Below are 15,161 nucleotides of genomic sequence, written 5' to 3' on the forward strand. Positions count from 1 at the left end.
CATCTCCATTATCGGTTCGGTTGAATTTGATCAAAATATTGCTTAACCTTCTCCTGCATACTATCAGGCAGCTGTGAGCGTCCTAGCGATTGCTTCGCTTCTGCTGCATATTCGTTATAGACATCCTCATAAGGACGTGTCGTTCCATCGATCATCGGGGATTGACCGCCATTTACGGTCTGTCCCCCTGTTGATGGACCACCATCCTGCTGTACATTACCGGAGCCCTGCATCGTACGAGGCGTTGTGATCAAATTTCTGCTGCCCGCTCCTGTGCCAGCTCCTGGTCCAGTGCCTGAGGCAGAGCCAGAGCCAGTGCCAGAACCAGATCCAGAGCCAGATCCAGAGCCAGTACCAGATCCAAAGCCAGAACCAGAACCTGAGCCAGTGCCAGTGCCAATGCCAATGCCAGTGCCAGTGCCAATGCCAATGCCAGTGCCAGTGCCGGAGCCAGTGCCAATGCCAGTGCCGGAGCCAGAGCTAGAGCTAGAGCTAGAGCTAGAGCTAGAGCTAGAGCCAGAGCCAGTGCCGGAGCTAGAGCTAGAGCTAGAGCCAGAGCCAGTGCCAGAACTAGATCCAGTACCTAAGGCAGAGCCAGTGCCGGAGCTAGAGCTAGAGCCAGAGCCAGTGCCAGACCCGGAGCCAGTGCCTGAGTCGGAGGCAGAGGCAGAGCCAGTACCGGAGCCAGAGCTAGATCCAGTGCCTGAGCTAGTTCCTGAACCAGAGCTGGAACTAGAGTTAGATTGCGGAGCAGTGCCGGATGCAGCATTAGAGCTAGAGCCAGTGCCGGGCGCAACGCCCGCGGCGCCTTCCGCAGCCAGCTGCTGTGCCAGCTGCTGCCCGCTTTGCCCGAGCTGGCCCGCCATACCTCGGGCCAACTGCTCCAGCTCGCCCTGCGATAATTCGCGGGCGAGCGCTTTCTCAAGCGCCGCGAGTGCATCGCCGGCGCTCTCGCCATCCGGGGCGGCTCCGCCGTCCGCCCCGGCATCACCTGCGGCGCGCGCCTGCTGCGCCGCCTGTTCAAGCGCCGCAGCAAGCTGTGCGGCGCCCTGCTCTTGCGGCTGCTCTGCTGCCAGCCGCTCAAGTGCACTCGCCAGCGCTTCACGCTGCGCTGGCGACAGTTGGTGCAGCTGCGATCGCATAGCGTCGATCGCTTGCTGCATGCCTGCGGCGTCTCGGTCCTGCAAAGCTTGACCGAGCTGCCGCAGGCTTGGCTCATTGCTCATCGTATTCGCCGCAGCTTCCAACCGCTTCGCCTTTTTTTGCGCCGCTTCAGCTGCTAATTCCAGCTTGTTAATCGCAGCCTCCAGCTGCTCTAGCGCCTCAGTTCCATCGCTGCCCAGCGAATCGAGCTTGCTGCGCAGCTCCTTCAGTGGTTTAAGCAGCTCCTGCTTCTGATCCTCTGGCAGCTCTGCTGCCTCCGCGAGATCAGTAAGCTTCTCCGTTTCTTGATCCAGCGCCACAAGCCTTTCCTTTGCCGCTGCGAGCGCTTCCGCTCGTTCGTCAAGTGAATTAGGCAGGAATAGCAGTATCGCCAAAACGATCCATACAGCAGCTGCGCTATAGATGAGCAAACGCCAGCTTCGCCAGCCTGGCCACGGCAGCGAAGAATGCAATCCGCTCACATATTTATCTGCAGCCTCTGTTGCCGCTTCTCGCTGCATGAYAACGATCGGATGAGCGTGATCTTCTTCACGCATTAACCCATCAAGAGCAGTCGATATCGCATCCTCGGTTACTTGTTTATCCATCATTCTAGCTGCTTCCCTTAAGGAAGCACGCTTCCATAATCCAATGCCCGCACCAACAACGAAACCTAAACTGGCAATGATGAACACAAGCAGTCGAACATGCAAAATAGGCCACAGCCTGCTTGCACCAAGCAGCAAAAGGCCAGCAGCACTGCTTCCAAGTAAACCTATCAGCGCATAACGGCTCACTGTAAACATTGTCAACCTGCGTCTAACAGGATGGAGCAGTTCAACCAACGACTTTTTTTGCATAACTGGCCCTCCTATAAGTTTTGCAAAGCAAAACTTTACTTCGTAAGCATCATTTGCGCAGCAAAACCTTACTCTACAGCATGATTTGCTTCACAACTCTCTCTTTCGCAACCATAATTTATTTTTCAAGCATTATTTCCGTCTCAAACGAGGACGAAGTCTACGTATGCCCAGCCATAGAGCAAGGATGGAGAGAAGCGTATAGATAATAATGAACTCCTGCCACAATGCAAGCGGCGCATTATTCCCTTTCTGTCCAATCGAATTTACAGAAAAGGCTTGATTTGAGACGAGCGGATCTAAAATGCTGTACAAAGCAGCGGCAGGATTCAAGGCAATAATATGACCGATCCAGCTGTAAGCATTTGTAGTCGTTTGCGGCATTTGCTCCATCACGCCTACGAGTACAATAAATAATAATGCTGTTCCGCCAAACATAAACAACGTAACGCCATACGTTACGATGACAGAAATCATTGTTCGCTTGAATAATGTCGAGAATAATATGCCGAAGGAGCCGAGTACAAACATAATAAATAAATAAAACAAGAAAACGAGAAAGAGCTGTTCTGGCGAGATGCCACCATACAAAAAGATCATGCTGTATACAGGAATCGTACTGATCACAATCAGTACCATAAAGCTTAGTGACGATACAAGCTTGCTAAGCACAATCGTTGCTGAGCTCTGCTGCGTCGTGAGCAGCAAATTAAGGGTCTGCTTCTCGCGTTCGCCGCTAATAACACCGGAAGTGAGGCCCGGTGCCATGAAAGCAATTAAACCAAGCTGTGCCATGCTCATAAAATAAAACAAAATTTTGCTTTGCTCAGGATTATAGGACTGTCCTCGTCCAGAAGTTACTTCAGTTAAATAAATAGCGCTTAAAGCCATTAAGCCGATTGCAAATAAGTAAAAGAACAGCGTCCACATCGCGCGAGGCGTTCTCATTCTAAGCTTGAACTCTTTATTCAATACGGGATTGATAAGCTGGTGGCGCCAGCTCATTCGGTCTGCTCTTGCCGAAGATTGCTCCTTCATTCGAGTCCGTCTCCCCCTTTCGTAATTTCCAAAAACACATCCTCAAGATTCGTCTGCGCTTCACTGAAGGAGATCAGCTGAAAACCTGCTGCAACCAGCTCATGAAGCAGCTGCGATTGCTCGGCATCCTGTCCGCCAAAGTGAATTTGTATTCCACGATCATCTCGGAAAATTCGGTTAACATAAGGGCGATCTCGCAAAAACAGCTCCGCTTCTGACTCCCGATCAACTAATCTCACATGCAGGAAACGTTTGACACGCAATCTATTTTGAATATCTGCGACATTTCCGATCGCAATCATTTCACCATGCTCAATGACGCCGATTTCATCTACCATTTCGGCAAGCTCAGGCAATATATGTGAAGAAATGATGATCGTTTTCCCCATTGACTTCAGCTCTCGCAATATTTCTCTCATCTCAATCCGTGCTCGAGGATCAAGGCCGGAAGCAGGCTCATCCAAAATAAGCAGCTCTGGATCATGAACGAGGCAGCGTGCCAAGCAAAGCCGCTGCTTCATACCCCGAGACAGCGAGTCAACGTAAGCATCTTTTTTATCACTCAAATTGACCAGCTCCAGCAATTGCGGAATCAGCTGCTCCCGCTCCGCCTTCGGTATACCATAGCTGGCGCCATAGAAATGCAAATATTCTAACGTTTTGAATTGGTCATACACACCAAAAAAATCCGGCATATATCCAATTCGCTTACGCACCTCATGCGGATGTTTGGTCACGTCAAATCCGTCTACTTTTGCGATGCCTGAGGTGGGTATCATTAATGTCGCAAGAATAGACATCGTCGTTGATTTCCCTGCCCCATTGGGCCCAACAAAACCAAATACCGTTCCTTTCGGAATCGTTAGATCTATTGATTTAAGCGCTTGAAACGTTCCGAATGTTTTGGAAAGCTGTTTGATTTCAATCATCGGAACCAGAGGCGCATCATTTGATGGTTGTTCCGCAGGTTCCGTTTTAGGCACTTCCACATTAATGATCTCTATTTCGTGATTTTTGCTCATTTTTTCTGTATCTCTCCTTCTAAAGCAATCTGCGGTAAAGTCATGTCCACAGAACCAATGACAGAAAACTTCATTCGAACAATTTGATTGTTAATCAAATACTCTTTTGGCGCTGCTTCAGCTTTGCTTGGATCTGTCCAATTTCCTTCTTTCTCGTTCCAGACAGTCAATGTGAGATTTGAAGCAGTTGTACTGTTGTTGTATAGGATTTCGAGATGATCATATACAGCATCATGATCATTTGGCAAAATATATTCAAATATAAGCTCGCCATCGCCTACAAAATAAGAACCGTTCCCGTAGTGCTGCAATTGACTCGTGGCATTCTCCGTAATAATGGGATTAATAAGACCTGCTGGTACGATGACACGATTCCCATCAATAAAAGATGTATCGACCTTCTGAACCCACAGCTTCAAGTTATCAGTCTTTATCGTTTCGCCGTTTACCTTGTAATTCTGCTCATGATCAGTGCTAAAGCCCACCACTATAGGCTCCGGCGGAACAATGCCGCCATTGTTTCGATTCCCAAAGCTGTCTACAAGCTGTCGCTCTCGATTATACCCGTCATTGCCTCGGTTAGTTGGATTAGGAAACATCATCTGTCCATAAGGGAAATAACCTGATTGATTAACCGTACTCGTTGTAATCGTCGTTTGCCCACTCTCGCCGACCTTCAAATCGCCAAAGAGCTGAGCTTGCCCATTGATTAGCATGGAAACATTCGTAAGATTAGTTGTCGTATTGTTGGTCGCAGTTACCTCAATCGCATGTCTGATCTGCTTATAAGCAAGAGTTAGCTGCCCCGTATCACTGCTCATCGTCTGCTTTTCTATCCATAGTTTCCGTGTCGACCAATAAGGAACGGAGCGCCATAGTGCTGTAGTCGAATCATTTTCAGAAATCAATTGCGTTTTATCATCCATAATCTGATTTCCATTTTGGTTGTAATTGGCGTAAAAAGATAAATTTACTCTTTTATCAAATTCTGCAGTCACTGTGCCCCCAGTTGGAATGAACACCGCAGTTGCACCTGATCGTACAGCGTCTCCTTGTCCAGTCAACTCAATGATCTCAATCGTATGGGCTGATAAATTCCGCTTATCTTCTGCGCCAAAGAAAAAGATTGCAAAACCGGTAATAACAGAAAAAGCAGGGATAAGCCACCAAGACCACTCTCTGCGATCTGCCTTAGCTAAAATTATATACAGTACCGGCGCTACGATGATCATATAGCCGATAAACATCCACATAAGCAGCATAAAGTTGGGCGGTTTAATCGATGGGAACTCATCTATAATACTTTCAATATTCCATTTCATATTATTGTTGATGCTCATCGCGCCAGGCTGAAGCGGCGTCAAATTTTTTTTAAGCACCTTCGCCCATAGCATCGCGCTGCCAGTCCATGTAGACATAGGCTCAAGTGATGGATCAAAAGCGATATAAATAACGCTGCCAAATCCATGTTCACGGGATATGACAAGCGGCAGGCCATTCTCAGCAAGCTCCGTTTTGCCATCTATTATACGACCTGTCGAGACGACCAAAGGTTTTTCAAGTGCAAGTGTGGTACCTCCGAAGCTGGCAAGTGAATCCGCGCTGGATATGGTCGATGTGCCTGACGATTCTAACGGTGCAATCTGTTTAAAGGCATCTGCAGTTTTGCCATAGCCGACTCCTCCAGTTAACACAAGTGTGCCGCCTTGCTGAACCCAATCCGTTATGGCTTTAATCTGTGCTTCATCCCATCCCGTGGTTGGCATATCATTGATAACAATCGTGTTGAGTGTTTTGAGTAAAATGGGGTCACTGGGCAGTTCCTTCTGCGCAATCGGAATGACCGTTATTTCGTAGCCTCGTTGATTTAACGATGGCATAAAATTCAAAGTATCCGGGTCACGAGATATGACACCAATGGTGTAGCTGTTAGCCGTTCTTGCGTCTATGTAATCGTTGCCGAAAATCGGAATAAGTTTGCCTGATTTGTAGGAGTCCTTATAAAATCGTATTTTACTGTTGCTCCGATTAAGAAGCTCGCCTTGAATAGATGCAGTTAATTGTATGGCTGTGCCTAGAGGCAGCTCTGTGGGTATGATCAAGTCATTAGACCCTGCTATAGATATAACAACTTCGCCTTTCAAATCCTCAGCTGTCTGGTTTGTCAGTGTAAGCCTTACAGGATACCACTCGGATTGTTTCATGTAGCCTTGAAACCCGACACTCGTTTCCAATGAAATTCCCTTCTCCGTTGCTGCTGCCTGTGCGTTTCCAGTTCCCGCTAAGAAAGCAGCTATCAAACTAATCATGACCGCATATGCGATGGTTCGATTTCTTAAATGAATAAAACGGTTCACCATTTGACCCCTCTCTTTACTTGATCTTCCATTTATACACATCCTTATTTTAACGAATTTTACAATTGAATTGTTGCTTCTTTTTCTAAATAATCATAAAATGCAAAAAAAAAACGACAAAACTTGATCATAGGTGATCATAGTTTTATCGTTTTCCAATTTTATGGTAAATTATTTTACAGGCGTACTGCTGTTCCGCTGACAGCTACCATTAACATTCCTTCACGCACAACCTCATAATCAATGTCGATCGCAACGATTGCATTTGCTCCAATCTTAGCGGCTTGATTTTTCATCTCATCAATGGCTACGTCACGAGCTTCCTTCAGCTTGCTCTCATACGCACCGGAGCGTCCTCCAACGATGTCTGTAATTGATGCAAAAAAGTCACGAACGACATTTGCACCCATAATCGCCTCTCCTGTTACGATTCCTATATAATCTTGAATAGGACGGCCTTCTATTGTTGGTGTTGTTGAAATTAGCATCATTATGCTCCTCTTGCTTCATAAAGAAGCGTGTATTTAAAACATTTGCTTATATTACGAAGCTGGCAGCTGTTTTGTTTCAATTAAGTTCCATTCATTAGCTCTTTCAATTCCACATCTATGAGTTTGTCCGTAATCGTGTTTATTCTAATCGTAACGCGAATAGCAAATTGCTTGGCATCTTTATTTAACAGTAGAACAAAACATTCCTCTGATTCTCCATTAGTTAGCTTTTTTCTTCCTTCGTATTTGTAATTAACAATTGAAGCATCCTCGTATGCTTTTGACGTTTCTTGCATGGCCAGCTTTCCCCGCTTTGCGTAGGCCGGCTCCGCATGCAAATGAACCGCTTCTGTTGCAAACACTTCCGTATGCGTAAAGCTAAGCAGTGCGAACACAGCCTTAATTACAATATTAATTATCATTTTGCAACCACCTATTTCATGGATTGTGATGGTACTAGCGTCACCCTCTTTGCTTCGTCCTATTCTTCATTTCTAAAGGCTGCAGCCCAATTTATAGGGATAAGTGCCCTTTTTTCATTCAAAGCATATTGTAGAGTATGATAAAAAGGAGGCACACCATGATACGCAATCAATCTTATATGCCGCAATCGGCTGTTATGCCTGAGTATTTTCAACAAATGCAAACAAGCCCTGCCCAGGCCAATGTGGGACCGGAAACTGTGAATGCACAGACGGCACCCGCTCCAGCTCCAGCTCATTGCTGTGTTGATTTAAGTCAAATGCATCATTATCCTTACATGCACGACTTTCATGACTTTCACCACATGCATCACTTCCATCCCATGATGGATGATTTTCATCCGATGATGGATGATTTCCACCATATGCATCACTTTCATCACATGATGGATGATTATCATCCCATGATGCATGAGATGTGGGATGAGCACATGCACTACGATCACCATCATCCTCATGATGGATGGGAGCTCTCGACTTTAGATTATCATCATGCTTGGTTTCACCCCATGATGCATCACCATCCGCACCATGTTTGCTTCCCTGTTACATGCCAGCCAGCCGGGGAGCTTCAGAAAAAGGCAGCAGCCGAGCAGCCTAACGGTTAAAAAAGCAAAACATAAAAAGGGCAGATTGAATGATTGCCATCATTCAATCTGCCCCTTTGTCTCCTCATCAACTATTGCGACAAACTGCCTTCGAGTCGTGAACGAGGTCGACATGGGCCAATAGGAATTTGAATAAGACTCGTTTGTCCATTTGGCGTTAAACCATAAAGTTCATTCATGGAGCTAACATCGAATCCTAGCAGCGGGCGTCCTTCCATTCTCAATGCGGAAGCGGCAAGCAGCAGACGTTGAACGAGCATTCCCGCTTCCATTTGTTGAATACGATAGCCGCGAAAGCCCAGCTCCTTATGAAAATGCTCCAGATCACCTGCCACATGAAAAGTAAGCGGCACCTGGAATAAATTCACGTTATCCAAAGACATGCCATACTGAAGCCATGACCTTTGGTCACCCGCACGGACAAGCTGCAACGCGTGAGCCGCATCATCATAGTAATACGCTCCATCTTGAATCCCATCAACACCATAAAAACAGCCATATAAATGGACGCGCGACGATGGACTTCGCACTAAACCATCCAAATCATTGCGATACTTATAAGAAATCATGATCTCCTGCAATAGTTCTGCCAAATCTGTTAGACTCACGGTTTGCAATACATATTCATTTTCTGGCGAGTAGCGCTGCCTGCATACAGATGCTAGATCATACGTCATCCGATTTACGCTCGGTAAAGCATAAACATCGCTACTGCTGGCTAGTATTTGCTGCCCCTCTAGCTGTTTAAACGCGCGTGCGGATTCCATGATGGATGCTTCATTTAGCTTAATCAGCAACGGATATTCCAATACCTTTTTTGATCGCATGTAGTGCTCATGTCTAATTAACGGAAGAGTACTGCATAATTCATCTGAAGAAATATTTTTTTCCGCGTTATCACCATGGTGGAACCATTCCATATTTGCATCTATCGCAAGAGGAATCGTAGCGTATACACTTTCTTCCATATCAGGTAGACCAAGCATATGATTGATTGCACCATCTAGAAACTGAAAGTAAACACCCGCCTCAAAGTCATAACGTTTAGCCACTTCAAGCAGCTGACCAACGAGCAAGCCAGCATCTAATCCTTGCAATCGATAGGAGAAGTTATTGTATTTATAAAAGTTTTTCCAAAAATAAGTGGACACAAATACGGCTCCGAAGCCGTTTGTTATGTCGCACCGATCACCTAGCGCATTGCCCAAATATCGATCAAATTGACCTTCACGCAGCAGCATCAAACGATGATGTGCCACATCATAATGATAAATTCCGTTAGGTAATTCATCCAGCTTCAAATAAAAATATACTTCGCTTGGATACAGCCCTCCGCCTGATGGAACAAAACGTCTACAAAGCTGCAAGGAGTCCTCCCATTCCTCCCCTGTATGTTGTTCAAGAACAGATTGGCTAAGCTGTGTCAGCCCGAACGTATACCAAAGAAAATGGCCTATATCCCGTAGCGTTGGCATCGTATGTTCCCGTTTGCCCGTCAAAGTAAGCGGAACATCCGAAGCGAGAGGAAATGCCGGTACATGACGATATAATTTGTACGGTAGAGGAGCGTTATCCCAATCAATTTCCACATCTTGAGGTTTGGTTTTGTCTGGATCATATTGCAATTGGTGCAAAAAAGCCTTCAGACTCATATCTCCCCTCCTAAGTGCCAACTCGCCGAGATCCATTGCATGACAGCAGTCAGTGCTTATGGAAACGGATGCGGATAAGGATTAAGCAGCTCATGCGTTAACCGCTCCTTGACGTAACCCAGCTCAGCTGGTATTCGCAACACCCTCTCAAGTCCTCTCAAGCGGACAAGATGTTGACCAAACGTCATCGGGAGCATACCTGGAATGAGCACCTTTACACAATGGAGCCCATTTCTCAGCGTTTCCTGCGTCGTTTGATCAACCACGATAACCTCTAAATTTAATTCACGGAAAACTTTGAGGAATACGTTTAATTCATCTGTCAAATCTGCATGCTTTGGCCTTGGTTTAAATGCCTCTTCGAATGTACGGAGCGGCCTTTCGTTTTGAAGAAGGAAGTTCAAACGTTCCTCAGCTTCCTTCAAGCTGTACAGCATCGAATGATCATCCATTTGCCGTACTAGAAAAGGATCATGAAGCATGCGTTCATACTGCTCACGGTTTTCTTCTAACCTCTCATTAAACGCGAGCAGCATGCCCGCGATCTCATGGATGGCTCCTTTTGCTGCCCGCACTGGATCGGGATGCGCCCCAGCAGCACAAATCATATTAACGCCATTTTCCGTTCTGTTTTTGGCAAGCACCCATACACTTGGAATGCCATGCTCCATCGTCGAATCGAATAAATGGACATCATATTGGGTGACATCACGTAAACGCTCCACCATTAAGGTTAATTCCAGATCTCCGGAGGAATAAGGATCTATAGGAACAAGCGGAAGCTGTGCGTACCAGGTCATGAGAAATGAATCCCGTTCAACTACTTCCAGTATTCCGTAAAAAATAGCTTCCTCCAAGCTACCTCCTAAAGCACAGCCATTTGAGGTTTCGTATACAAATCCGTGGCCGCAGCCTGAGCTGTAATAAGCGAGCAGCTCCGGCACGAGAATAGGCTTCTCCTGCAAAAACGAATAACCCCACACCCAATCGATTTTTCTGCTCGGGTCGAATGGTTGAAACGGAAAATCGGGACGCGCATACTGTTCCTTCTCATGCACGCCTACCCGAACGGGATCAAGGGCAATCTCACTCAAATGCTCATAGCTGTCATGAACCGCTGTCCTCTTTCCTCTAGGTGATATACCGCAATAACGTTCTAAACCTTCTAGTATGGCTGTCATTTCACTGTCTGCAAATGAATTTGTACGGCCAGCGCAGCCTTCATCTCCCGAAAACATCGGTAAAATAATGCTCGAATCCGCAAACGGCGACATCAGGTCAATCATTTTTCCATTCAAAAAACCTGTGCGATTGTCCAAATAATCATTGGCTAATACAGCTTTCAGCTCACTCATCGAACGCGTTCGATAGCTATTTTCGCTAATTTTTGGGCTTGGATGCAGCTTAATTCGCGAACCTATAGCCGAATCATCAGGTATTTCTCCACAAATCGTACAAAGCGGATCAGGCAAATAAAAATGAACCGAGCTGTTGAGCGTTTGCAAATGTACCAGCTTTACACGATTTGCAAGATGAGCCTTGTTGTTAAGGAGGAAATGTTCAGCTTCAGCAGCAATATGACGAGCCACATGCAGAAGCCCGCTTCGAGAAGACCAAATATCCGGATAAACTTCACCGTGCATAAAAAGATGCTGCAGCTCCCACATTTCTTTTCGATCATTTCCAGCCATCAAACGCCGCAGATCAGCGCACTGCGAGCAGCCTGCTGTCCCGGGAATAACAAGCGGACCTATTACACCCTCACCAAACGATACAAAGCCGCGCAGCCATGGTGTCCCCGATTGCTTAAACATTTCCTCTGCCATCAGATGAGAAGCTGAATCATAGCCATCGCTCAGTACGAGCGCAAGCTCTGCCGTTTCTGGAACACCAAACGACAGATCGCTCACTCGTTCAACCTGACAAAATTCAGATAATAGATCGGTTACGTAATCTGCGAGCAGCCCTTCGCCCACAATTGCCATTTTAGCGCTCACTCTTCTGTCTCCTCTCGGAGCGAGATGCCGAATACTCCCGCTAGCTCCTCATTGAAAAAAGCTTCCGAAGTTAAGTTATACACAAGAAGACGCTTTTGGTTATTTTGTAGATGCATCAATGCATTCTTCAGTACCTCTCGATGCTCAAATGGATCACACTCGGTTATGGAGAGGTTCACCACTTCATCTTCCTTCACATTTACAGAAGCCAATTGATTTATTTTCCCTTTAAAGAGAGAATCTTTGTTCTGAATGTCCAGCAATGCGCCCAATAAAACTCTGCGAAGTGCCCTCGTTTCATTTAAATCAACTGCGTGATACCAGCAATCGCTAGTTCTCAGCCATACAACTGGAAAACCAATTAAAGTCTCACTGATGCCAAAGGAAGGGGCTCCTTGCATCGTGGTTAGCGCTTTTATATAGTAACGACATCGTTCATCCTCAACATGACTATGCTTTATCGGTGTGATAGAAGGAGGTTCTGCTTCGTATCGCCTTATCCATTCTTCGGATAAATACTTTTGCAAAGCGCGGCAGACGCCTTCCTCGATCGTCACCCCTGCTCCTACGCCCATAAACACAGGCTCTAATGCAGAGCCAATTTCAGGAGTCTGGTTGATGAATATATTGGCCATACGAGACACATAGGCTTCAATTCCAGCAAGCCCCGCTTCTCTGCGTGCCTCCTCATGTCTAAAACCGTTGCATACAATTTCCGAGAGCAGCAGCGCTGGGCCTTCTGTTAGAGGATCAACTGACTGAACCCGGCATTGCGACAACGGCAGCTGACGCAGCTCTCCTTCCTCCCAAATATGAAAGATGCCCGTCTCCATGGATGTTAATTGACTGAAGAAAGGGAGTAATCCGCTTGAATCACGTTTTCCCGTGCTCTCTTCCGACAGAAGCTCATAATCTTCAATCTTCTTCGCCTTTTGTTTTTCATTGGCTAACGGATGGGGAAGAAACGGATGCCACTTGCCTTCCAGCGTCTCTAGGTTCAGCAGAAAAAGTTTGTTATTTTGTAATTTCGTTACACCTGCAGCTGTTTTTAGCCATTCAAAAACGATCACGTTAGCGAGCAGCGATTCCGCAACAGATGAACCAGCATAATCTTTTGTTTCCTTATAGATAGAAGCATAATGGACTCTGCGCCTTGCTGATTCCCAGTCACCCTCCGAATTTGAATAGGCGAGCGGAGCCGCTAGACCTGCCTGCCCTAGAATTATAGCCGGCAGCAGCACTTTATTATTTAGTAGACATACTTGGTTAAGAGATTGAAGCTCAGCTTCCCCTTCTGGATCTGACACATAAAATATTGCATCGTATGGCTGTATTACTAACGACCATTCCACTCCCCCATCCCTCGGCAAGCTGATCTCATCCACCTTGACCTCAGAATCGAATGGTCTGTAATGGTGCACCAACTCCGTAATTCGTCTAGGTCCCGTCGTTTCCGCGTTCATATTGATGAAGTGAAATTGAGGAAGGCCGGATTCAAGTAATGATTTCACTACTGACACCAAAAAATTCCCGTTCCCGACAACAAGCACGCTGGACTTTCGAAACAGCTCAAAACGGTATGCCCCAGACCCATCAAAGCTGTCCAAAAATTCAATCTGAGCCTCATATTGCTTAACAATATGGCTCGGAAGCTGATGCGGCCTATCCTGACTCACATCTTGGACATAACCATTCGCATACAATACTTTTGCAATCTCAAAAACATGATCACGGTATTGATCTGTCAATCCATCCGTTATTTCATGCATCGAATGCTCGCCATTAAACACCGGAATTAATTTCTCTATCCATTGATCAATCGTACTGCCTTCCATCCGAAATGAACCAATATTGTTGCGGAAATAGACACTTCCGTCCGAGCTCGGGAGAAAAAAAGTATCTCCTCTCACTTTAAGGCGCATAGAAGGATCCAAAATTCATTCCTCCTTATTTTGAAATCTGGCTTTTCGTAACAAGAGTTCCTCTATAAAGATATGTATGGCTATTTGTCCGTCATACCTGCACTCGCATAGAAAGACACCCCAGCATCCCGAAAAGCGTTTGCAGGGGTGTCTTGAACCTTCTATTTACATCTGAATATTTAGTTGACTAACGGCAACGGGCACAGCCAGCACAGCGGGCACAGCCGCCTCCGCAGCGAGCACAGCCACCGCATCTTGCACAACCTCCGCAGCCGCCGCACCCGCCACAGCCGCCGCATGAACAAAACCCGATACAAAAACCAATACAAAAGCCGATACACAAACGAGCATTATTTGGATCCATTTGACCTTGACCAGCATTCGGCGTCATTCCACTCGATTTAAATGCATCCATGTTCAAATTTTGAAGATCGTTCTTAAATTCATTCATCTTAGTAGCCTCCGTTATATGTTCATGTGATTATCATCGGCACTCACAAAATAGGAAATGAAAATGAGAACAACCCAAACTGGTCATATGCCGATAATCGTTCATGACATATACGTATGAAAAAAGCTCCGCTAGTGTTACTAATCCATTTACCTAGTCGCCCATTATGCAAACGGAACAACTAAAAAAAGAGGCAGTCTACAAGGTCAATGACCTGAACTGCACCCCGTCAAGTAGACATTACAAATAATAAAACCTGTTAAACGGCCTTAGTCCTAAACTCCATTGGACTGAGGCCGTTTAGTTTCGCCTGTAATCGTTCGTAATTGTAAAAGTGAATGTAGGCTTCAATGTCCCGTTCAAGGAATACATGGGATACAACGGTATTGTCATGGAGGTCTAAGATGGCGCTTAAATACGCCTTTTGACTTTGACCATACTTGAATTCCGTTACATCTGTTACCCATTTTTCATTCGGCTTTGTCGCAGTGAATTCGCGGTTTAACAAGTTCTCAGCCACGTGCTGAGGCGTTGATGTTGCATATTTCTTACGCTTTCTACGGCGGATCACTGACTGAATGCCTTGCAGCTGCATGAGGCGCTGGATGCGCTTGTGGTTAATCTGCTGCTCCGTTTCTTTGCATAAGTGAAGGGTTAATCGACGGTACCCGTAGATACCGCCTACTTTCTCATGCAGAGAGATCATCGCTTTTGTGAGTTTTTGGTTTTCTAGTTCACGTACGCTAGGCTTGTGGTTCAACCATTTGTAATAGCTTGATCGTGGAATCTCTGCAATTTCACACAGTATCTTAATGCTGAACTGCCCATCTTGCTGTACAGCTTGAATGGCAAGATAGATGTTTTCTTGACTTACTCGACTTAGCGTCGCCTTCTTTCGAGTTCCTCTAACTTTTTTAGGAATGCAATTTCTGCGCGTAGGCGTTCATTTTCAGCCTGCATCTTCTTCATGGTAAGCTTTTGGCGGTCTATGTCAGTTAACTCTTCTTCGGTCTTTTTACGTCCACGTCCATCCTGCAGCGCATCTTGCCCGCCGTCTTGGTATTTCTTCACCCACTGATATACCTGTTGGTAGGAAACCTGATGTTGCTCCGCAGTCTTCCCATAGTCATCGTTATTT

13 protein-coding genes are annotated in these 15,161 nt (G+C 46.0%); 1 reads left to right on the plus strand and 12 read right to left on the minus strand.

What is annotated here, in order from left to right; genetic code table 11:
• Positions 1-8: 8 nt before the first annotated feature.
• From AC1DPK_RS31045 to AC1DPK_RS31070, 6 genes are all read right to left on the minus strand, one after another.
• Positions 9-2,003 carry a hypothetical protein gene (locus AC1DPK_RS31045; protein ID WP_477512662.1) on the minus strand — a complete coding sequence of 665 codons (1,995 nt, stop codon included), beginning with the start codon at positions 2,001-2,003 and terminating at the stop codon, positions 9-11.
• A gap of 132 nt (positions 2,004-2,135) precedes the next feature.
• Entirely contained in the window at positions 2,136-3,041 is a 906-nt protein-coding gene (locus AC1DPK_RS31050) for an ABC transporter permease (RefSeq protein WP_477512663.1), read from the minus strand.
• Positions 3,038-3,970 (minus strand): ABC transporter ATP-binding protein, encoded by a 933-nt coding sequence (locus tag AC1DPK_RS31055; protein WP_441913191.1) that lies wholly within the window; start codon positions 3,968-3,970, stop codon positions 3,038-3,040. Before AC1DPK_RS31055 ends, AC1DPK_RS31050 begins: the two co-directional genes overlap by 4 nt.
• Positions 3,971-4,059: 89 nt before the next feature.
• The gene (locus AC1DPK_RS31060; protein ID WP_477512664.1) at positions 4,060-6,423 is read right to left on the minus strand and encodes a DUF4350 domain-containing protein; all 2,364 of its coding nucleotides are present in this window, start codon (positions 6,421-6,423) and stop codon (positions 4,060-4,062) included.
• Between the two features lie 173 nt (positions 6,424-6,596).
• On the minus strand, positions 6,597-6,908 hold the full coding sequence (locus AC1DPK_RS31065) for a YbjQ family protein (RefSeq protein ID WP_076269253.1): 312 nt from the start codon (positions 6,906-6,908) through the stop codon (positions 6,597-6,599).
• Positions 6,909-6,991: 83 nt separating this feature from the next.
• The gene (locus AC1DPK_RS31070) at positions 6,992-7,333 is read right to left on the minus strand and encodes a DUF3889 domain-containing protein (RefSeq protein WP_477512665.1); all 342 of its coding nucleotides are present in this window, start codon (positions 7,331-7,333) and stop codon (positions 6,992-6,994) included.
• 158 nt (positions 7,334-7,491) lie between these two features.
• On the opposite strand from AC1DPK_RS31070, the gene AC1DPK_RS31075 reads away from it, so the two are divergent.
• Entirely contained in the window at positions 7,492-8,001 is a 510-nt protein-coding gene (locus tag AC1DPK_RS31075; protein WP_477512666.1) for a hypothetical protein, read from the plus strand.
• A gap of 71 nt (positions 8,002-8,072) precedes the next feature.
• On the opposite strand, the gene AC1DPK_RS31080 is transcribed toward AC1DPK_RS31075, so the two are convergent.
• The 6 genes from AC1DPK_RS31080 to AC1DPK_RS31105 form a co-directional block, all read right to left on the minus strand.
• On the minus strand, positions 8,073-9,653 hold the full coding sequence (locus AC1DPK_RS31080) for a SagB family peptide dehydrogenase (RefSeq protein WP_477512667.1): 1,581 nt from the start codon (positions 9,651-9,653) through the stop codon (positions 8,073-8,075).
• A 56-nt stretch (positions 9,654-9,709) separates the two neighbouring features.
• On the minus strand, positions 9,710-11,650 hold the full coding sequence (locus AC1DPK_RS31085; protein WP_477512668.1) for a TOMM precursor leader peptide-binding protein: 1,941 nt from the start codon (positions 11,648-11,650) through the stop codon (positions 9,710-9,712).
• Positions 11,647-13,584: a putative thiazole-containing bacteriocin maturation protein gene (locus AC1DPK_RS31090; RefSeq protein WP_477512669.1), complete on the minus strand. Its 1,938-nt coding sequence runs from the start codon at positions 13,582-13,584 to the stop codon at positions 11,647-11,649. The genes AC1DPK_RS31085 and AC1DPK_RS31090 overlap by 4 nt, the downstream gene beginning before the upstream one ends.
• A 153-nt stretch (positions 13,585-13,737) precedes the next feature.
• On the minus strand, positions 13,738-13,953 hold the full coding sequence (locus AC1DPK_RS31095) for a hypothetical protein (protein ID WP_441884723.1): 216 nt from the start codon (positions 13,951-13,953) through the stop codon (positions 13,738-13,740).
• A gap of 329 nt (positions 13,954-14,282) precedes the next feature.
• Positions 14,283-14,945 carry an IS3 family transposase gene (locus AC1DPK_RS31100; RefSeq protein WP_477512672.1) on the minus strand — a complete coding sequence of 221 codons (663 nt, stop codon included), beginning with the start codon at positions 14,943-14,945 and terminating at the stop codon, positions 14,283-14,285.
• On the minus strand, positions 14,903-15,161 hold a 259-nt coding region (locus AC1DPK_RS31105), incomplete at its 5' end, for a helix-turn-helix domain-containing protein (RefSeq protein WP_477512670.1). The genes AC1DPK_RS31105 and AC1DPK_RS31100, both read right to left, overlap by 43 nt.

It is taken from the genome of Paenibacillus sp. 01T424 (assembly GCF_056398745.1).

Excerpts from the sequence above, each read along its gene's own strand:
- AC1DPK_RS31060 (WP_477512664.1), bottom strand. The coding sequence starts at position 6,423 with ATGGTGAACCGTTTTATTCATTTAAGAAATCGAACCATCGCATATGCG.
- AC1DPK_RS31055 (WP_441913191.1), bottom strand. The coding sequence starts at position 3,970 with ATGATTGAAATCAAACAGCTTTCCAAAACATTCGGAACGTTTCAAGCG.
- AC1DPK_RS31070 (WP_477512665.1), bottom strand. The coding sequence starts at position 7,333 with ATGATAATTAATATTGTAATTAAGGCTGTGTTCGCACTGCTTAGCTTT.
- AC1DPK_RS31080 (WP_477512667.1), bottom strand. The coding sequence starts at position 9,653 with ATGAGTCTGAAGGCTTTTTTGCACCAATTGCAATATGATCCAGACAAA.
- AC1DPK_RS31075 (WP_477512666.1), top strand. The coding sequence starts at position 7,492 with ATGATACGCAATCAATCTTATATGCCGCAATCGGCTGTTATGCCTGAG.
- AC1DPK_RS31065 (WP_076269253.1), bottom strand. The coding sequence starts at position 6,908 with ATGCTAATTTCAACAACACCAACAATAGAAGGCCGTCCTATTCAAGAT.
- AC1DPK_RS31050 (WP_477512663.1), bottom strand. The coding sequence starts at position 3,041 with ATGAAGGAGCAATCTTCGGCAAGAGCAGACCGAATGAGCTGGCGCCAC.
- AC1DPK_RS31095 (WP_441884723.1), bottom strand. The coding sequence starts at position 13,953 with ATGCTGGTCAAGGTCAAATGGATCCAAATAATGCTCGTTTGTGTATCG.